Origin of the sequence: Rubritepida flocculans DSM 14296 (genome assembly GCF_000425365.1) — a bacterium.
Classification (GTDB): domain Bacteria; phylum Pseudomonadota; class Alphaproteobacteria; order Acetobacterales; family Acetobacteraceae; genus Roseococcus; species Roseococcus flocculans.
In genome coordinates, this window is sequence record NZ_AUDH01000001.1 from 371155 (window position 1) to 387761 (window position 16607).

The 16607-nt window shown below is 72.1% G+C and carries 18 protein-coding genes; 2 read left to right on the forward strand and 16 right to left on the reverse strand.

The annotated features are described in order from the left end of the window. Positions 1-157: 157 nt before the first annotated feature. Genes hisA through hisB form a run of 5 tightly spaced genes read right to left on the reverse strand, consistent with a single transcriptional unit; the run spans position 158 to position 3123 of the window. Positions 158-889 (reverse strand): 1-(5-phosphoribosyl)-5-[(5-phosphoribosylamino)methylideneamino]imidazole-4-carboxamide isomerase, encoded by a 732-nt coding sequence (gene hisA, locus H596_RS0101850; protein WP_027283445.1) that lies wholly within the window; start codon positions 887-889, stop codon positions 158-160. Continuing rightward, the gene (locus H596_RS0101855) at positions 886-1467 is read right to left on the reverse strand and encodes a GNAT family N-acetyltransferase (protein WP_037299540.1); all 582 of its coding nucleotides are present in this window, start codon (positions 1465-1467) and stop codon (positions 886-888) included. Before H596_RS0101855 ends, hisA begins: the two co-directional genes overlap by 4 nt. Further along, entirely contained in the window at positions 1464-2108 is a 645-nt protein-coding gene (gene hisH, locus H596_RS0101860) for an imidazole glycerol phosphate synthase subunit HisH (protein ID WP_027283447.1), read from the reverse strand. The genes H596_RS0101855 and hisH overlap by 4 nt, the downstream gene beginning before the upstream one ends. Beyond that, positions 2105-2512: a DUF2628 domain-containing protein gene (locus H596_RS19635; RefSeq protein WP_051212240.1), complete on the reverse strand. Its 408-nt coding sequence runs from the start codon at positions 2510-2512 to the stop codon at positions 2105-2107. Before H596_RS19635 ends, hisH begins: the two co-directional genes overlap by 4 nt. Beyond that, positions 2512-3123, reverse strand: coding sequence for an imidazoleglycerol-phosphate dehydratase HisB (gene hisB, locus H596_RS0101870; RefSeq protein WP_027283448.1), 612 nt, complete (start codon positions 3121-3123; stop codon positions 2512-2514). The genes H596_RS19635 and hisB overlap by 1 nt, the downstream gene beginning before the upstream one ends. Positions 3124-3203: 80 nt before the next feature. Between hisB and hemJ the strand changes: the two genes are divergently transcribed. Together hemJ and rho are read left to right on the forward strand one after the other, a co-directional pair. Beyond that, entirely contained in the window at positions 3204-3662 is a 459-nt protein-coding gene (gene hemJ, locus H596_RS0101875) for a protoporphyrinogen oxidase HemJ (protein WP_027283449.1), read from the forward strand. Positions 3663-4104: 442 nt separating this feature from the next. Next, entirely contained in the window at positions 4105-5379 is a 1275-nt protein-coding gene (gene rho / locus H596_RS0101880; RefSeq protein WP_027283450.1) for a transcription termination factor Rho, read from the forward strand. 187 nt (positions 5380-5566) lie between these two features. On the opposite strand, the gene H596_RS0101885 is transcribed toward rho, so the two are convergent. From H596_RS0101885 to H596_RS0101935, 11 genes are all read right to left on the reverse strand, one after another. Then, positions 5567-7162: an ABC transporter substrate-binding protein gene (locus H596_RS0101885; RefSeq protein WP_027283451.1), complete on the reverse strand. Its 1596-nt coding sequence runs from the start codon at positions 7160-7162 to the stop codon at positions 5567-5569. 75 nt (positions 7163-7237) lie between these two features. Continuing rightward, positions 7238-8128 carry a PhzF family phenazine biosynthesis protein gene (locus tag H596_RS0101890; protein WP_027283452.1) on the reverse strand — a complete coding sequence of 297 codons (891 nt, stop codon included), beginning with the start codon at positions 8126-8128 and terminating at the stop codon, positions 7238-7240. Further along, positions 8125-8937: an exodeoxyribonuclease III gene (locus tag H596_RS0101895; RefSeq protein WP_027283453.1), complete on the reverse strand. Its 813-nt coding sequence runs from the start codon at positions 8935-8937 to the stop codon at positions 8125-8127. Before H596_RS0101895 ends, H596_RS0101890 begins: the two co-directional genes overlap by 4 nt. A 51-nt stretch (positions 8938-8988) precedes the next feature. Continuing rightward, entirely contained in the window at positions 8989-9675 is a 687-nt protein-coding gene (locus H596_RS0101900; protein WP_027283454.1) for a fumarylacetoacetate hydrolase family protein, read from the reverse strand. Positions 9676-10102: 427 nt separating this feature from the next. Next, on the reverse strand, positions 10103-10876 hold the full coding sequence (locus H596_RS0101905; protein ID WP_027283455.1) for a gamma-glutamyl-gamma-aminobutyrate hydrolase family protein: 774 nt from the start codon (positions 10874-10876) through the stop codon (positions 10103-10105). Positions 10877-10940: 64 nt separating this feature from the next. Further along, positions 10941-11570, reverse strand: a complete 630-nt coding sequence (locus H596_RS0101910; RefSeq protein WP_027283456.1) for a LolA family protein — start codon at positions 11568-11570, stop codon at positions 10941-10943. Positions 11571-11609: 39 nt separating this feature from the next. Beyond that, positions 11610-12419: an ABC transporter permease gene (locus H596_RS0101915; RefSeq protein WP_027283457.1), complete on the reverse strand. Its 810-nt coding sequence runs from the start codon at positions 12417-12419 to the stop codon at positions 11610-11612. Beyond that, the gene (locus H596_RS0101920; protein ID WP_027283458.1) at positions 12416-13162 is read right to left on the reverse strand and encodes an ABC transporter ATP-binding protein; all 747 of its coding nucleotides are present in this window, start codon (positions 13160-13162) and stop codon (positions 12416-12418) included. The genes H596_RS0101915 and H596_RS0101920 overlap by 4 nt, the downstream gene beginning before the upstream one ends. Positions 13163-13321: 159 nt before the next feature. After that, positions 13322-14641 carry an organoarsenical effux MFS transporter ArsJ gene (arsJ, locus tag H596_RS0101925; RefSeq protein ID WP_027283459.1) on the reverse strand — a complete coding sequence of 440 codons (1320 nt, stop codon included), beginning with the start codon at positions 14639-14641 and terminating at the stop codon, positions 13322-13324. Positions 14642-14645: 4 nt separating this feature from the next. Beyond that, positions 14646-15689 (reverse strand): ArsJ-associated glyceraldehyde-3-phosphate dehydrogenase, encoded by a 1044-nt coding sequence (locus H596_RS0101930; protein ID WP_027283460.1) that lies wholly within the window; start codon positions 15687-15689, stop codon positions 14646-14648. A gap of 14 nt (positions 15690-15703) precedes the next feature. Continuing rightward, positions 15704-16570: a metalloregulator ArsR/SmtB family transcription factor gene (locus tag H596_RS0101935; protein WP_027283461.1), complete on the reverse strand. Its 867-nt coding sequence runs from the start codon at positions 16568-16570 to the stop codon at positions 15704-15706. Between the last annotated feature and the right edge of the window lie 37 nt (positions 16571-16607).

Below are 16607 nucleotides of genomic sequence, written 5' to 3' on the forward strand. Positions count from 1 at the left end.
CCGACCGTATCGCGCGCAGGGTTGGTGTGGCGGCTGCGCGCCAAAATAAAGGCATACCAGCGGCCGCACCGGCTTCTCAGGAGGCGAAATCAGCGGCCGCTGGTATGACATGTCCGGCGGTTGAGCCGCTTTCCCGCACGTCAAGAAATCGCGGCCCTCACGCGGCCGCGAGCTTCAGCGCCGCCGCGGGCTCGATGCGCCCCTCGTAGAGCGAGCGGCCGAGGATGGCCCCCGCGATGCCCGAGGCCGCGGCGGCCTTCAGCGCCGCCAGATCCTCGAGCCCCGCGATGCCGCCCGAGGCGATGACCGGGGTGGCCAGCGCCTCGGCCAGCGCGCGCGTGGCCTCCAGGTTCACGCCGGAGAGCATGCCGTCGCGGTCGATGTCGGTGTAGATGATGGCGGCCGCCCCGGCATCCTCCAGCCGCAGCGCGAGATCCCGCGCCGGGAGGGTGCTGGTCTCGGCCCAGCCCTCGGTCGCCACCAGGCCGCCGCGCGCGTCGATGCCCACCGCCACGCGGCCGGGAAAGGCGCGGCAGGCCTGGCGCACCAGCGGCGGGTTCTTCACCGCCGCCGAGCCGAGGATGACGCGGCTCACGCCCCCCTCCAGCCAGGCCTCCACCGTCTCGATGTTGCGGATGCCGCCGCCGAGCTGGATGGGCAGGTCCACCGCGTCCACGATGCGCGCCACCGCCTGGGCGTTGGCCGGGCGGCCGGCGAAGGCGCCGTCCAGATCCACCACATGCAGCCACCGGAAGCCCTGGGCGGCGAAGGCGCGCGCCTGCGCGGCCGGGTCCTCGGCATAGACCGTGGCCTCGGCCATCTCGCCGCGCTTCAGGCGCACCACCTGGCCGGCCTTGAGGTCGATGGCGGGGTAGAGGGTGAAGCTCATCCGATGCGCCCCAGCGCGGCGGCGCTGGGCCTTCCGCCCGGCACCTCCAGCACGCGGTAATAGAAATGGCCCGCCACGGTCTGCCCGTCCACGCGCGCATAGGCGGGGTGGGTGCCCCAGCGGATGTAGCCCAGCGCCTCGAACAGCGCGATGGCGCTGGCCTGCGTGGCGCGCACGTCGAGGTTGATGACGCGGATGCCCATGGCCGCCGCCCGCGCCTCCACATGCCGCACCAGCAGCCGCGCCAGCCCGTAGCCGCGCGCATAGGGCGCGATGAAGGCGTGGGCGAGCTGCGCCGAGAAGGCCTGCGCCTCGTTGTTGCGCGGCGGGCGGATGAGCTGCGCGCTGCCCACCACCTCCCCATCCAGCCGGGCGATGAAGAACTCGCGCTCGGGCAGCAGCAGCAGGTTGGTGAAGTGCCGCTCCAGCGTCTGCCGGCTCTGCACCTCCAGCCAGCCGAAGCCGCCGCCGTCCAGGATGGCGGCGTTGGTGGCGTCGCACAGGCTCGCCAGATCGTGCGGGGCGAGGGACTGCTCCACCCGCTCCACCGCGAGGTCATGGACGGTGCCGCCGCTCATGGCCGCCAGCGCAGGAAGTTGCCGAGCATGCGCAGCCCCACCGGCCCGCTCTTCTCGACATGGAACTGGGTGGCCAGGATGTTCCCGCGCGCGAGAACGGCCACCACCGGCCCGCCATAGTCGGTGGTGGCGATCACATCGCCCGGGGCCGCGCCGCGCCAGGCGTAGGAATGGACGAAATAGGCCTGGTCCCCCGGCAGCAGCCCCTCCAGGAAGGGGTGCGCGCCGGGCGTGAAGTCCAGCGCGTTCCAGCCCATCTGCGGCAGGGGCAGCGGCGCGCCGTCCGGCCCGCGCGGGTCCATGGGCGCGACCTCGCCCGGCAGCCAGGCGAGGCCGGGGGTGACGCCATGCTCCAGCCCGCGCTCGGCCAGAAGCTGCATCCCGACGCAGACGCCGAGGAAGGGCACGCCATGCACCCGCACCCGGTCGTAGAGCGCGGCCACCATGCCCTCCAGCGCATCCAGCCCGGCGCGGCAGGCGGCGAAGGCGCCCTGGCCGGGCAGCACGATGCGCTCGGCCCGGCGCAGCGTTTCGGGCTCATGGGCGATCTCCACCCGCGCCGCGCCGCCCGAGGCGCGCTCGATCGCCCGCCGCACCGAGGCGAGGTTGCCCGAGCCGGGGTCCACCACCGCGACGATCATGCGCGCGGCCCCGCGAAGAGCGGCGCGAGGCGGGGCTCGGCCGCCAGCGCCCGGGCGAGCGCCGCCTCCTCGCCCGAGGCCAGCACGACATGCGCGAGCCGCCAGCCGCGGCGCGTCAGCGTCCAGCGCCGCAGGTCATGGCTGTGGAGGCCGAGCAGCAGATGCAGGCCGAGCAGCGCCGGCCCGTCCAGCGGCGCGGGCAGCACCAGCGCGAACAGGGTGAGGAGGAAGGCGCCCAGCGCCGCCGCCCAGCAGCGATGCGCCGCGAGCCAGAGCGGCCCGAACAGGAAGGCGAGCCAGGAGAACCCCTCGGGGATCAGCCGCGCCGCCTCGGCCGGCGGGGCGGTGGCCGGCACGGAGCCGCGCGCGGCCCCGGGCGGCAGGAGCACCGTGTAGGCGCGCATCACCCCTCCAGCGCGCCCTTGGTGGAGGGGATGGAATCGGGCGCGCGCGGGTCCGTCTCCACCGCCGTGCGCAGGGCGCGCGCGAAGGCCTTGAAGCAGGCCTCGGCGACATGGTGCGCGTTCGTCCCCGCCTTCTGGACCATGTGGCAGGTGAGGCCCGCGTTCATCACCAGGGCGCGGAAGAACTCCTCGAACAGCTCCGTGTCCATGGCGCCGACCTTGTCGCGCCGGAACTCCACGCTCCAGGCGAGCAGCGGGCGGCCGGAGATGTCGAGGGCGCATTCCACCAGCGCCTCGTCCATCGGCACCACGGCGTGGCCGTAGCGGCGGATGCCGCGCTTCTCCCCCAGCGCCAGGCGCAGCGCCTGGCCGAGCACGATGCCGCAATCCTCCGTGGTGTGGTGGAAGTCCACGTGCAGGTCGCCATCGGCGGTCAGCGCGATGTCGAGCAGCGCATGCCGCGCGAGCGCGGCGAGCATGTGGTCGAGGAAGCCGATGCCGGTGGAGACCTCCGCGCGGCCCGTGCCGTCGAGCGCGAGGCGCGCGCGGATGTCCGTCTCGGCGGTGCGGCGCTCGATTTCGGCGCGGCGCGGGGCGGTGGGGGCGTCCATGGCCCCTCCTCTAATCCCGGCGCGGCGGGAAGGCCAGCACACCCTTGGCGGCGGCCCCCCGCCCGGCCAGGATCGGGCGCATGATCCTGGACGCCTTCGCCCCCCTCTATCCCTGGTTCAAGGCCCTGCACGTGATGGCCGTGCTGGCCTGGATGGCGGGGCTGTTCTACCTGCCGCGCCTGTTCGTCTATCACAGCCAGATCCCGCCCGGGGGCGGGGCCGAACATGCGCGATTCGTGCTGATGGAGCGCCGGCTGCTGCGCGCCATCATGAACCCCTCGCTCATCGCCGCCTGGCTCTTCGCCATCCTGGTGCTGATGAGCCCCCAGGCCGCGGGCTTCTGGGGCGAGGGCTGGTGGCACGCGAAGCTGCTCTGCGTGCTGGGGATGACCTGGTTCCACATGTACCTGGCGAAGCACCGCAAGGGCTTCGAGCGCGACGAGCGCCGCTTCCCCGAGCGGCACTGGCGCATCATGAACGAGGTGCCGACGCTGCTGATGATCGTCATCGTCACCATGGTGATCGTGAAGCCCTTCTAGACAGAAACTGACACGCGGGCTCTGGCGCACCATGACCATGCCGACCTCGCCACCAGCCAAATCACAGTGCCACAGTTTCATCCACGGCGGGTCGGGACCGCCGGTGGGTAACTGATACGGCCGGCGGTCACGCCGGACGTATCGCGCACGCCGGGTTGCCACCACCCAACGCGGCACGCCGCGTTGGGGCCCGGTGGGCGGCTGCGCGCCTCAACAAGGCCATACCAGCGGCCGCGCCGACTGCTCGGGAGTCGACATCAACGGGCGCTGGGTTGACCCTCCGCGCGGGCGCGAGATTGACGCGCCGCCGCGCGGCCCCTAGTTGTGGGTGGCCGGCGCGCCTCGTGCCCCCGGCCTTCCCTCAGCGCAGACGCGGCCCCGCCGGCCCGGCCGGACCCCGCCCCACAGCCCGTCGCGCCAACACATGCGGAACCGTCCCGCCATGCATCTCTCCGAACTCAAGGCCAAGTCCCCGCCCGAACTCCTCGCCTTCGCCGAGGAGCTGCAGATCGAGAACGCCTCCTCCCTGCGCAAGCAGGACATGATGTTCGCCATTCTCAAGACGCTGGCCGACAACGACCAGGCGATCTACGGCGAAGGTACGCTCGAAATCCTGCCCGACGGCTTCGGCTATCTGCGCAGCCCGCAGGCGAACTTCCTGCCCGGGCCGGACGACATCTACGTCAGCCCCGCCCAGGTGCGCCGCTTCGGCCTGCGCACCGGCGACACGGTGGAGGGCCAGATCCGCGCGCCGAAGGATGGCGAGCGCTACTTCGCCATGCTCAAGATCAACTCGGTGAACTTCGAGCCGCCCGAGGCGCTGCGCCACCGCATCAACTTCGACAACCTCACGCCGCTCTATCCCAACCGCCGGCTCAAGATGGAGAACCCGGAGCTGGAGAGCGTGGCAAAGGGCCCGATGAAGGACATGACGCACCGCGTCATAGACCTGATCGCGCCCATCGGCATGGGCCAGCGCGCGCTGATCGTCGCCCCCCCGCGCACCGGCAAGACGGTGATGCTGCAGAACATCGCCAAGTCCATCACCGCCAACAACCCCGAGGTCTTCCTCATGGTGCTGCTCATCGACGAGCGGCCGGAGGAGGTGACGGACATGGCGCGCACCGTGCGCGGCGAGGTGGTGGCCTCCACCTTCGACGAGCCGGCGACGCGCCATGTGCAGGTGACGGAGATGGTGCTCGAGAAGGCCAAGCGCCTCGTCGAGCACAAGCGCGACGTGGTGATCCTGCTCGACTCGATCACGCGCCTCGGGCGCGCCTACAACTCCGTGGTGCCCTCCTCGGGCAAGGTGCTGACGGGCGGCGTGGACGCGAACGCGCTGCAGCGGCCCAAGCGCTTCTTCGGCGCGGCGCGCAACATCGAGGAGGGCGGTTCGCTCACCATCATCGCGACCGCCCTAATCGACACGGGCAGCCGCATGGACGAGGTGATCTTCGAGGAGTTCAAGGGCACCGGCAACAGCGAGATCGTGCTGGACCGCAAGCTCAGCGACAAGCGCACCTTCCCGGCCATCGACATCCTGAAGTCCGGCACGCGGAAGGAGGAGCTGCTGGTGGACCGCGCCACGCTCTCGAAGATGTGGGTGCTGCGCCGCATCCTGAACCCGATGGGCACCCAGGACGCGATGGAGTTCCTGCTGGACAAGCTGAAGTACAGCAAGACCAACCAGGATTTCTTCGACGCGATGAACACCTGATACGGGCGGCGGCCACGCCGGGCGTATCTCGGACGCCGGGTTGCCACCACCCAACGCGGCACGCCGCGTTGGGGCCCGGTGAGGCGGCGGCGCGCCGAAACACAGGCAAGCCAGCGGCCGCTCCGCCTTCTGCGGCGTCGAGATCAGCGGCCGCTGGCATGAACGCGGCGGGGCCGCGCGGCGGATTCTACGCCCGCCGCACGTTCCAGAACACCGGAATGCCGCCCGGCTGCATCACGCCCGTGATGCTGCGCCGGTGCGCCAGCGGCTGGAAGAACTGGCCGAGCGGGATGTAGGGCACATCCTCCAGCATCTGCCGCTGCAGATCGGCCGCGATGCGCTGCTGCGCCGCAAGGTCGGGCGCGTCGAACCAGGCCTCGCGCAGCGCCTCGAGACGCGCGCTGGTCGGCCAGCCGATGAAGCCCTCCCGCCCCTGGCCGCGCAGCATCAGGTGGCCCGCCGGGTTGAAGTGGTCGAGCCCGCCCCAGTTCGTGCAGAACACGCTCCAGCCGCCCTGCTCGATCGGCTCCTGCCGGGCGCGGCGCTGCACCACCGTGCCCCAGTCCATCGCCTGGAAGTCGATGTTCACGCCGAGGCGGCGGAACATGTCGCCCGCCACCTGGGAAAGGGCCGCGAGGCTCGCGATGTCGGTGGTGGCGAGCAGCACGATGCGCTCGCCGTTGTAGCCGCTCTCGCGGATCAGCCGGCGCGCCTCGTCCATGTTGTTGGTGAACACCTCGAGCCCGGCATTGGTGGCGAGCGGCGTGCCGGGGGTGAAGGCGCCCACGCCCGTGCGCCACATCTGCGGGTCGGTCCCCGCCACGGCGGTCATGTAGTCGGCCTGGTTCACCGCGCGCAGCAGCGCCTGGCGGAAGCGCGGGTTGTTCATCGGCGCGTGCAGGTGATTGGGCCGCATCACCGAGATGGAGCCGAGCGGATCGGGCACCACCACGTTCACGTTGCGGTTGCGCCGCAGCACGGGCGCGAGGTCGGTGGTCGCGATCTCCCACCAGTCGATCTCGCCGGACTGGATGGCCGCGCCCGCGGTGGCGAAGTCGGGGATGATGTGCCACTCGACGCGGTCGAAATGCACCACCTTCGGGCCCGCCGTGCCCGAGGGCTGCCCGCCCTGGCGCGGGCGGTAGCCGGCGAAGCGCTCATAGACGATGCGACTGCCGGAGACGAGCTCGTCGCGCTTGAAGGTGAAGGGGCCGGAGCCGATCATCTGCTCGGGGCGGATTTGCGTGAAGGCATCCGTCTGCGCGATGCGCTCGGGCATGATGAAGCAGACATTGCTGGTGGGCTTGGCCAGCGCGTCCAGCATCAGGCCGAAGGGGCGGGAGAGGCGGATCATGAAGCGCCGGTCATCCAGCGCGCGCATCTCCTCGGTCAGCGAGGCGAGGCGCGTGCCCATCGCGTCGCGCCGGGCCCAGCGGGCGATGGAGGCGATGCAGTCGGCCGCGCGCACCGGCTCGCCATCGTGGAAGCGCAGCCCCTCGCGCAGCGTGAAGGTCCAGAGGCGGCCGTCGTTCTCGACCGTGTGGCCCTCCACCATCTGCGGCTGGGGCTTGTACTCGTCATCGAGGCCGTAGAGCGTGTCCCAGACCAGGAAGCCGCTGTTGCGCGTGACGTAGGCGGTGGTCCAGATCGGGTCCATCACCGTCAGGTTCGCGTGCGGGATGAACTTCAGCGTGCGCGCGGCGGCGGGCTGCGCCAGCGCGGGCGCGGAAACGGCGGCGGCGGCCAGGGCGCCCGTGGCGCCCAGCAGATCACGGCGGTGCATGTCTCGGTCTCCCAACCCTGCGGGCGGGAGGATGGCGAGGCGCGGGCGGCGCTGTCCAACGAAAAACGGCGTGGCCTACAGCAGCGCCTCGCCGCGCAGCACGGGCACGCAGCCGCCGCCCACGCTGGCGCGGATGCCCGCCTCCTCGCGCCAGGCGCGGGCGAGCAGGCGGCTGGGCCGGCCCATCTCCACGCCCTGGGCGATGTCGAACCGCGCCTCCGCCTCGCCCGAGAGATGGAGCTGCAGCCCGGCGAGGGGCGTGGCGGCGCTTCCCGTGGCGGCGTCCTCCTCCGCGCCGGCGAGCGGGTTGAAGAAGCGCGCGCGCAGCCGGCCCGGCCCGTCGAGGCAGTAGAGGTAGAGGGCGAGGCTGCCCTCCAGCACCGCGCACTCCGCCACGGCGCGGCGGAAGGCCGCGGCGTCGGGCGCCGCGGCGGCCAGCGCCTCGGGCCGCACCTCGACCAGCACGCGGGGGTTGCCGCCATCCTGCGCGCGCAGCGGCGCATGGCGCGTGGTGAGGATCGCCTCGGCGGGCAGCGAGGCGGCGGCGGCGATGTGCGGCAGCGAGACGGGCGCGCCCAGCCGCAGCGGGCCGGGGGCCTCGACCTCCGCGCCCGTCACCTCGCCCGCCGCATCGCGCAGCAGGCGCACCCGCACCACGCCCGCGATCTGCCCGAAGCGCAGCACATCGCCCCGCGCCCGGGCGGCGAGCAGGAAGCCCGCGCCGACATTGGGATGGCCGGCGAAGGGCATCTCCCGCCTGCGGCCGAAGATGCGCAGCCGCGCGTCCTGCTCCGCCTCCTCGGGCGGGAGGACGAAGACCGTCTCGCTCAGGTTGAACTCGGCGGCCAGCGCCTGCATCTCCGCGTCCGAGAGGCCGCGCGCGTCGGGGAAGACCGCGAGCGGATTGCCGCCGAAGCGGGTGTGGGTGAACACGTCGCAGGTGGCGAAGGGGAAGCGGCGCGTCACAGCGCCAGCTCCACCATCACCGGCACATGGTCGCTCGCCTTCTCCCAGCCGCGCGCGGCCTTCAGCACGGCGTGGCGCGCGAGCCTGCCGCGCAGATCGTCGCTGACCCAGATGTGGTCGAGCCGCCGGCCGCGGTCGGAGGCCGCCCAGTCGCGCGCGCGGTAGCTCCACCAGGAATAGAGCTTCTGCTCCTCCGGCACGAAGTGGCGCACCGCGTCGTGCCATTCGCCCCGTTCGCGCCAGGTGGTGAGGGCCTCGACCTCGACGGGGGTGTGGCTCACCACGTCCAGCAGTTCCTTGTGCGACCAGACATCGTGCTCGAGGGGGGCGATGTTCAGGTCGCCCAGCAGCACGCGGCGCGGCGCGGCGGCGCGTCCGGCGGACCAGGCGGTGGCCTCGGCCAGGAAATCGAGCTTGTGGGCGAATTTGGGGTTGGCCGCGCGGTCCGGCACATCGCCGCCGGCGGGCACGTAGAAGTCGTGCAGCTCGATCGGGCCGCCCGGCGCGTCCAGGCTGACCGCGAGGTGCCGGCAATCGCCCTTGCCGCACCAGTCGGGCGTGTCCTCCAGCACGGCGATGGGGCGGCGCGAGAGCACCGCCACGCCGTTGTAGCCCTTCATGCCCCGCACCGCGATGTGCGGGAAGCCCAGCGCGGCGATCTCCGCGCGGGGGAAGAGCTCGTCCGGGCACTTGGTTTCCTGCAGACACAGCACATCGGGCCGCAGCGCCTCGTCCAGCGCGGCGAGCAGCGGCCAGCGCAGCCGCACGGAGTTGATGTTCCAGGTGGCGATGCGCAGCGGGCGGGGCATGGCGGGGGCCTAGCAGACAGGGCCGCCCGCGCAATGCCCCCGCCGGGGAGATCAGACGATGCGCGTGACGACCGTGCCCACGCCCTCGACATGGCCCTCCAGCAGGTCGCCGCGCACCACGGCGGCCACATTCTCGGGCGTGCCGGTCATGATGAGGTCGCCGGGCGCGAGTTCCACCAGCTCGGAGAGGTTGGCGATCACCTCCGGCACCGACCAGATGAGCTTGGAGAGGTCGCTGCTCTGCCGCACCACGCCGTTCACCTTCAGCTCGATCCGGCCCTTGGAGGGGTCGAAGCCGCCGGCGGGCATGATCGCGCCCATGGGGGCGGAGTGGTCGAAGGCCTTGCCCATGTCCCAGGGGCGGCCGGTCTTCTTCGCCTCGCCCTGCAGGTCGCGGCGCGTCATGTCGAGGCCGGCGCAATAGCCCCAGACATGCTTCAGCGCCTCGGCCACCGGGATGTTGGACCCGCCGACGCCGATGGCGACGACGAGCTCCATCTCGTGGTGCAGGTCCTTGGTCTTGGTGGGATAGGGCGTGTCGGCGCCGCCCACCACCAGCGCATCGGCGGGCTTGGTGAAGTAGAAGGGGGGCTCGCGCGTCGGGTCGCTGCCCATCTCGATCGCGTGCTCGGCATAGTTGCGGCCGACGCAGAAGATGCGCCGCACCGGGAACAGCGAATCGGAGCCCTGGACCGGCACGGCGGCCACGGGCGGCGGGGCGATGACGTAGTTCGGCACGGGGCCCTCCTCGGCAGGTGTCGCGCCGGGCTCTAGCCCAAAGAGCGGAAAGGAGAAATCCGGCCCGCCCGCGAATCGTCATCTTCGCCCTTGACCCGGCTTCGCGCGGGATGACAAAAACCGGCTCGAAGTGCCGGATTCGCCAGCGAATCGGTCACCACTTGGCTGGACGCCTTGCGCCAGGGAGAACTCCCCCAACGCAAAAGCGCCCGACCAGGGGGGTGGTCGGGCGCCCGTGCAGTCTGACTTCCGATCGGAGTGGTCGGGCGAGCCGATAGGGGATGTCGGCGCGTCCACCGGCGGCTTTCACCCCGCCAGCAGAGGCACTATAGCGCGGCCCGCGCCGGGCGCAAAGCCGAATCCGCAGCCCGCCCGCGGCGGCGCGGCCGACGCAACAGCCTGTTGCGGCGGCGGAAAGCTCCCGCCGCTACTCCGCCGCCTGGCGCAGATGGCGCCGCGCGGCCCAGGCGGCGCAGGCCGCGCCGAAGGCCTCGAAGATGCGGCGGCTGAAGCCGTCGCGCTCCCAGTCGTATTCCGGGTGCCACTGCACGCCCCAGGCGAAGCCCGCCGCGCCGCGCACCTGCACCGCCTCGATGGTGCCGTCCGGCGCCCAGCCCATGGGTTCCAGCCGGGGGGCGAGGCGCTGCACACCCTGGTTGTGCAGGGAGTTCACCGGAACCTCCTCCGCCCCCGCCAGCTCCCGCAGCAGCCCGGCGGGCGCGAGGCGCACCGCATGGGCCTTGCCCGTGCGCACCAGCGGGATGGGCTGGTCGGTCGGGGTGGAGTGGTCCATCCGCCCCGGCAGGTCCTGGATGCGCTGGTCCAGGCTGCCGCCCAGCGCCACGTTCAGCTCCTGCATGCCGCGGCAGATGGCCAGCAGCGGCAGCCCGGCCTGGATGGCGGCGCGGATCAGCGGCAGGGTGGTCGAGTCGCGCTGGGGATCCTCGGGCGTGCCCTCGGCATGGGCGGGGCCGCCGTAATGGCCGGGCCAGACATTGGAGCGGCTGCCCGTCAGCAGCAGCCCGTCGAGTCGCGGCAGGATGTCCGCCGCCAGCCCCTCGCCGGCGGCGGGCAGCAGCACCGGCACCCCGCCCACCGGGCCGAGCACCACACGCACATAATGATCGGAGGCGGCGTGGTTCGGGGTCTGGAAGATCCCGAACGCCTTCACGCAGCAGGAGATGCCCACCATCGGTCGCATTCCCGCAACAAACCGCCCGTCTGCGGCGCTTTCAAGGCGGAAAACGCGGCCCGCGCCGCCTTTTTCAGCGCCGCTGCTCCAGTTCCTCGCGGAAGCGGGGGTCGTTGAAGGCAAAGAGGAAGGGATCGAAGCGTTCCCCGGTGCGGATTTCGGTGAGGGTGACGCGCGTGGTGAAGCCCTGCGCGTCCACCACCGCCCATTGCCGCAGCGCCATGGGCTCCTCGCTGAAGGCAAGCTGGATGCGCCCCTCCGCCGCCCGCCCGGTGCGATGGACCGTGACGCGCAGGAAGCCGCCCGACCGCTCCACCCCCGCCACCGTCAGCTCGCCCGAGAGGCGCAGCGGGTTCTGCAGCAGCACGCCGAGCGGGGTGGAGGCGAGCGGCACGATGCTCGCCTGGCGCAGCTCGCGGTCGTAGTGGAAGAACTGCCCGTCGGCGGCGACGAGCAGGGTGGGCTCGGGCGGGTCGTACTCGAAGCGCATGCGCGAGGGGCGCCAGATCCAGGCCGTGCCCTGGGCGCTCGCGCCGTTCTGCGTGGTCTGGAGGAAGCGGGCGCGCAGCGTGGTGAGCCCGTTGACATAGGCCTCGACGCGCGCGAGGGCGGCGGCGCGCTCGGCCTCGGGCAGGGGCTGGGCGCGGGCGGCGACCAGGGGCGCGGCGACCAGGGGCGCGGCGAGCAGGGTGCGGCGGAACATGCCCCCCTTGTGGGGTGCGCCCGGGCGCGGGGGAAGGGGCTACTCGCCGATGCCGAGCAGCGCCCCCCGCACCCGCGCGGCGCGGAGCTGCCCCATGAACAGCGCCGCCATCCCCGCGATCCAGGCCGCGTTGAGCGCCCAGGCGGCGGCGAGATGCCCCCAGGCGGTGCGGCCCTCGATCAGCGCGGCGCGCATCCCCTCGAACACATGCGCCGCCGGCAGCAGCAGCGCCACGGGCTGCAGCCAGCCGGGCAGCACGCTCACGGGGTAGAACACGCAGGCGAAGGGGGTGAGGCCGAACAGCACCGACCAGGCCAGCGCCTCCGCCCCCGCGCCCCAGCGCAGGATCATGGAGGTGACGCCGAGCGCCACCGCCCAGCCCATCACGATCAGCGCCGCGAAGAACAGCACCAGCACCGGCCCGATGGCGAGGATGTTGAAGGCGTAGAGCAGGAAGGCGAGCCCCATGGCCGGCAGCACGCCCACCAGGGTGCGGATCACGCTCATCGCCATCAGCGCCGCCACCAGCTCCGCCGGCCGGATGGGCGAGACGAGCAGATGGCCGAGGTTGCGCGACCAGATCTCCTCCAGGAAGGAGAGCGAGAAGCCCATCTGGCTGCGCAGCGCCGCCTCCCACAGCAGCACGCCGCCGAGCAGCACGCCCGCCGCCGCGCTCGCCACGCCGTTCTGCACGCCCGCGAGATAGGCGGTGACGAAGCCCCACACCACCATCTGCAGGATGGGCCAGTACATCAGCTCGATCACCCGCGGCGGCGAGCGGCGGTAGAGCGCGAGGTGGCGGTAGCACAGGCCCCAGACGCGCTCGGCGGCGGCGAGAAGGGGGCTCACGCCACGCCCTCCGCCCGGGTGCCGCGCGCGATGTCGAGAAAGACCTGCTCCAGATCCTCCCGCCCGTAGCGCGCGATGAGGCGCGCCGGGCTGCCCTCGTCCACCACCCGCCCCTGCTTGAGCATGAGCACATGGCCGCAGAGGCGCTCCACCTCCGCCATGTTGTGGCTGGCGAGCAGGATGGCGCAGCCCGTCTCCTCACGATACGCCTCGAGCCGCGAGCGCACCCAGTCGCCCGTGTCGGGGTCGAGGCTCGCGGTGGGTTCGTCGAGCAGCAGCAGCTCGGGCGCGTTGATCAGCGCCTTGGCCAGCGCCACGCGCGTCTTCTGCCCGGCGGAGAGCTCGCCGGCCGGGCGGTCGAGGAACTCGCCGAGCTGCAGCTCCTCCGCCAGCCGCGCGATGCGCGCCTCGAGGCCGCGCACGTTGTAGAGATGGCCATAGACCCGCAGGTTCTCGCGCACCGAGATGCGGTGCGGCAGCGCGATGTAGGGCGAGGAGAAGTTCATCCGCGCGAGTGCGGCGAAGCGGTCGCTCGCCATGTCGTGCCCGAGCGCCAGGATGCGCCCCGACGTGGGCACGAGCAGCCCGAGCAGCATGGCGATGGTGGTGGTCTTGCCCGCGCCGTTGCCGCCGAGCAGCCCGAGCGTGGCGCCGCGCGGCAGGGCGAAGGAGAGGCCCTCCACCGCCGGCGCGCGGTCGGGGCGGTAGCGCTTGGTCAGCTTCTCGACGAGCAGCGCGGTCATGTGCGCTCGATAGGCCGGCGCGCGGCGCGGGGCCAGCGCCGGGGCCCGCTAATACGGGCGGCATGACATGCCGACCGTATCGCGCGCAGGGTTGGTGTGGCGGCTGCGCGCCAAAACAAAGGCATACCAGCGGCCGCACCGGCCCCTCGGGAGTCGACATCAGCGGCCGCTGGTATAAGACCGGATGTCCGCCCTGCGCGCGGGGAAGGCCAGGGAGATCGTCCAGCAGCCGAGCAGCATCGCTGCCGCGCCCAGCAGGCAGGCCGCGAGCCCGCCCCAGAGATAGAGCAGCCCCGAGAGCAGCGTGCCCAGAAAGCGCCCCGCCGCATTGGCCGCGTAGTAGAAGCCCACATCCTCCGCCGCCTTCTCGCTGCCCGCATAGGCGAGCACCAGGTAGGAATGGACCGAGGAGTTCACCGCGAAGAGCACCCCGAAGGCGCAGAGCCCGAGCGGCACGTAGAGATCGGGCCGCGGCGCGCCCGCCAGCATCAGCCCCGCCAGCGCCAGCGGCAGCAGCGCGAGCGCGAGCGACCAGGCGCGCGCCGCGGGAACCTCGCTCGCCAGCCCGTCCGGGCTGCGGCGCACCAGCGCCGGGGCGCTGGCCTGGATCACGCCATAGCCGATGGTCCAGACGGCGAGGAAACCGCCGACCATGGCGAAGCTCCAGCCATTCGCGTAAAGGAAAACGGGCAGCCCCACCACGAACCACACGTCGCGCGCGCCGAAGAGGAAGACGCGCGCGGCGGCGAGCAGGTTCACGCCGCGGTTCTTGGCGAAGAGCTCCCGCGCCGAGCGCGAGGCGCGCGCCTTGCCCATCATCGGCGGCAGCGAGAGCAGCACGCCCGCCAGCACCGCGGCGAGCGCCGCCGCCATGAGCCAGAGCGCGGCGCGGAAGCCGAAAGCTTCCAGCAGCAGCCCGCCCAGGAAGAAGCCCAGCCCCTTCATCGCGTTCTTGCTGCCCGTGAAGAAGGCGACCCAGCGGAACAGCCGGCCCGAGGCCTCGCCCCGCGCGCCGTCGCCGGAGGGCGAGGCCCGCGGGCGCGAATCGGCCGCGCCGCCGAAGGCGGCATCGTGCGTCAGCTTGATGGCGGATTTGCTCGCGGTCTTGGTCAGATCCTTCGCCACGCCGCAAATGCCCTGGGCCGCCACCACCCAGGCCACCGACAGCGCCGCCCCCCAGCCCGGCGAGACGGCCGAGAGCAGCAGGAAGCCGATGATCTGCGTGGACAGCCCCACCGCCAGCATCCGCGCGATGCCGAAGCGCGTGGCGAGCCAGCCGCCGATGAGGTTCGCCGCGATCCCCGCCGCCTCGTAGAGCAGGAAGAGGAAGGCCAGGGTGAAGGGCGAATAGCCCAGCCGGAAGAAGTGCAGCAGCACCAGCATGCGCAGCGCGCCGTCGGTCAGCGTGAAGCCCCAGTAGGCGAAGGTCACGATGAGGTAGTTGCGCGTGCCGGTGGCGGCGGCGGTGCTGCTGCTCATGGCCTCAGAGCCCCGTGGCCTGGAGATGGCAGGCGAGGTCCACCATGCGGCAGGCGTAGCCCATCTCGTTGTCGTACCAGGCATAGACCTTCAGCAGCGTGCCGTCGGTCACCATGGTCGAGGGGCCGTCCACGATGGAGCTGCGCGTGTCCTGCGCGTAGTCGCAGGAGACGAGGGGCCGCGCCTCGAAGCCCAGGATGCCGGCCAGCGGCCCCGCCGCGGCGGCGGCGAGCAGCCCGTTCACCTCCTCCACGCTGGTCTCGCGCGTCAGCTCGAACACGCAGTCGGTCAGCGAGGCGTTGAGGATGGGCGCGCGCACCGCATGGCCGTTCAGCTTGCCCTTCAGCTCCGGATAGATCAGCGCGATGGCGGTGGCGCTGCCCGTCGTCGTCGGCTGCAGCGAGAGCATGGCCGAGCGCGCGCGGCGCAGATCCTTGTGCGGCGCGTCCACCACCACATTGGTGTTGGTCGGCGCATGGATGGTGGTGATCTGCCCGTGGCGGATGCCGATGCCCTCATGCACCACCTTCACCACCGGCGCGAGGCAGTTGGTGGTGCAGGAGGCGGCGGTGACGATGGGGTGCCGGGCGGGGTCGTAGAGATGCTCGTTCACGCCGACCACGACGTTGAGCACGCTGTCGAACTTCACCGGCGCCGCGACGATCACGCGCTTCGCGCCGCGCGCGAGATGCCCGCCCAGCGTCTCGGGGTCGAGGAACTTGCCGGTGCATTCCAGCACGACATCCACGCCGAGATCGCCCCAGGGAATCTCGCCCGGCTTCGCGTGCTCGGAGAAGCCCAGGCGCCGGTCGCCGATGCGGATGGCGTCCCTGCCCTCGGCGGCGATGGGCGCGCGCCAGCGGCCCTGCACGCTGTCGAACTCGAGCAGATGCGCGGTGGCGGCCGCGCCGCCCTTGATCTCGTTGAGATGCACCACCTCGAGGCGGTTGCCCGCGCGCGGATCATCCGCCGGGCGATGCGCCCCGCCCAGGGCGGCCCGCAGCGCGAGCCGCCCGATCCGCCCCATTCCGTTGATTCCGACCTTCATGTCGCTCCTTCGCGTCAGGCGCGTTGCAGGGTGGGGTTCGCCAGCTCGTCCAGCCGCGCCTTGAGCGCCATGCGGTCGAGCGAGGCGAGCGGGAGGCTGACGAAGATGCCGATGCGCCGGTGCAGCCCGGCATAGAGCTCGTTCAGCAGGGTGGCGCGCTCGGCGGCGCTGCCGGTGAACTTCGCGGGGTCGGGCAGGGGCCAGCCGGCCGTCACCACCGTCTCGCCGAAATCGGGGCAGGTCTGGCCGTTCAGCACGTCGCAGAGGGTGATGACGAAATCCATCCGCGGCGCGCCCGGCTCCATGAACAGGTTCCAGGACTTGCTGGACAGGCCCGAGACATCGTGGCCGAGCGCCTTGAGCTGGGCGAGCACCTCCGGCATCGGGCCCTCGGGCGAGGGGTCGGAGCCGGCGGAGAAGGCGCGGAACCGCCCCTCGCCCAGCCTGTTCAGGATCGCCTCGGCCATGATGGAGCGGGCGGAGTTGCGCGTGCACAGGAACAGCACGTTGAACGCCGGTTCGGACATGGTGCTTGCCTCTCTCTGCCTGTCGTTGTGGGTGTCGAAGAGCCGCGCGAGATCGCCGCAGCGGCCCGGCTCGCCGCCGCAGCAGGCCTCGGCGAGATGGGCGAACAGCCCGCGCAGCCGCGCGATCAGCGGGGCATAGACGAGCTGCCGGCCCTGGCGCGTGGGGGCGATCAGCCCCGCCTGCTCCAGGGCGCGCAGATGGAAGGAGAGGGTGGAGGGCGCGACGCCGAGGCGCTGGGCGATCTCGCCCGCCGGCAGGCCGCTCGGGCCCTGGCCCAGCAGAAGGCGCAGCAGCGCGAGGCGCGTGGGCTGGCCCAGGGCGGAGAAGGCGGCGGCAGCCTCGTCGGTTTCCATGCTTCCAGAATAGTAGAAGCATTGCCCCGGCGCCCGT

What these genes read in the sequence shown, in the direction of transcription:
- H596_RS0101930 (WP_027283460.1), bottom strand. Translation starts at nt 15,689, where the DNA reads ATGAAGGTCGGAATCAACGGAATGGGGCGGATCGGGCGGCTCGCGCTG.
- H596_RS19635 (WP_051212240.1), bottom strand. Translation starts at nt 2,512, where the DNA reads ATGCGCGCCTACACGGTGCTCCTGCCGCCCGGGGCCGCGCGCGGCTCC.
- H596_RS0101935 (WP_027283461.1), bottom strand. Translation starts at nt 16,570, where the DNA reads ATGGAAACCGACGAGGCTGCCGCCGCCTTCTCCGCCCTGGGCCAGCCC.
- arsJ (WP_027283459.1), bottom strand. Translation starts at nt 14,641, where the DNA reads ATGAGCAGCAGCACCGCCGCCGCCACCGGCACGCGCAACTACCTCATC.
- H596_RS0101855 (WP_037299540.1), bottom strand. Translation starts at nt 1,467, where the DNA reads ATGAGCGGCGGCACCGTCCATGACCTCGCGGTGGAGCGGGTGGAGCAG.
- hisH (WP_027283447.1), bottom strand. Translation starts at nt 2,108, where the DNA reads ATGATCGTCGCGGTGGTGGACCCCGGCTCGGGCAACCTCGCCTCGGTG.
- H596_RS0101905 (WP_027283455.1), bottom strand. Translation starts at nt 10,876, where the DNA reads ATGCGACCGATGGTGGGCATCTCCTGCTGCGTGAAGGCGTTCGGGATC.
- H596_RS0101910 (WP_027283456.1), bottom strand. Translation starts at nt 11,570, where the DNA reads ATGTTCCGCCGCACCCTGCTCGCCGCGCCCCTGGTCGCCGCGCCCCTG.
- H596_RS0101920 (WP_027283458.1), bottom strand. Translation starts at nt 13,162, where the DNA reads ATGACCGCGCTGCTCGTCGAGAAGCTGACCAAGCGCTACCGCCCCGAC.
- hisB (WP_027283448.1), bottom strand. Translation starts at nt 3,123, where the DNA reads ATGGACGCCCCCACCGCCCCGCGCCGCGCCGAAATCGAGCGCCGCACC.
- hisA (WP_027283445.1), bottom strand. Translation starts at nt 889, where the DNA reads ATGAGCTTCACCCTCTACCCCGCCATCGACCTCAAGGCCGGCCAGGTG.
- rho (WP_027283450.1), top strand. Translation starts at nt 4,105, where the DNA reads ATGCATCTCTCCGAACTCAAGGCCAAGTCCCCGCCCGAACTCCTCGCC.
- hemJ (WP_027283449.1), top strand. Translation starts at nt 3,204, where the DNA reads ATGATCCTGGACGCCTTCGCCCCCCTCTATCCCTGGTTCAAGGCCCTG.
- H596_RS0101885 (WP_027283451.1), bottom strand. Translation starts at nt 7,162, where the DNA reads ATGCACCGCCGTGATCTGCTGGGCGCCACGGGCGCCCTGGCCGCCGCC.
- H596_RS0101895 (WP_027283453.1), bottom strand. Translation starts at nt 8,937, where the DNA reads ATGCCCCGCCCGCTGCGCATCGCCACCTGGAACATCAACTCCGTGCGG.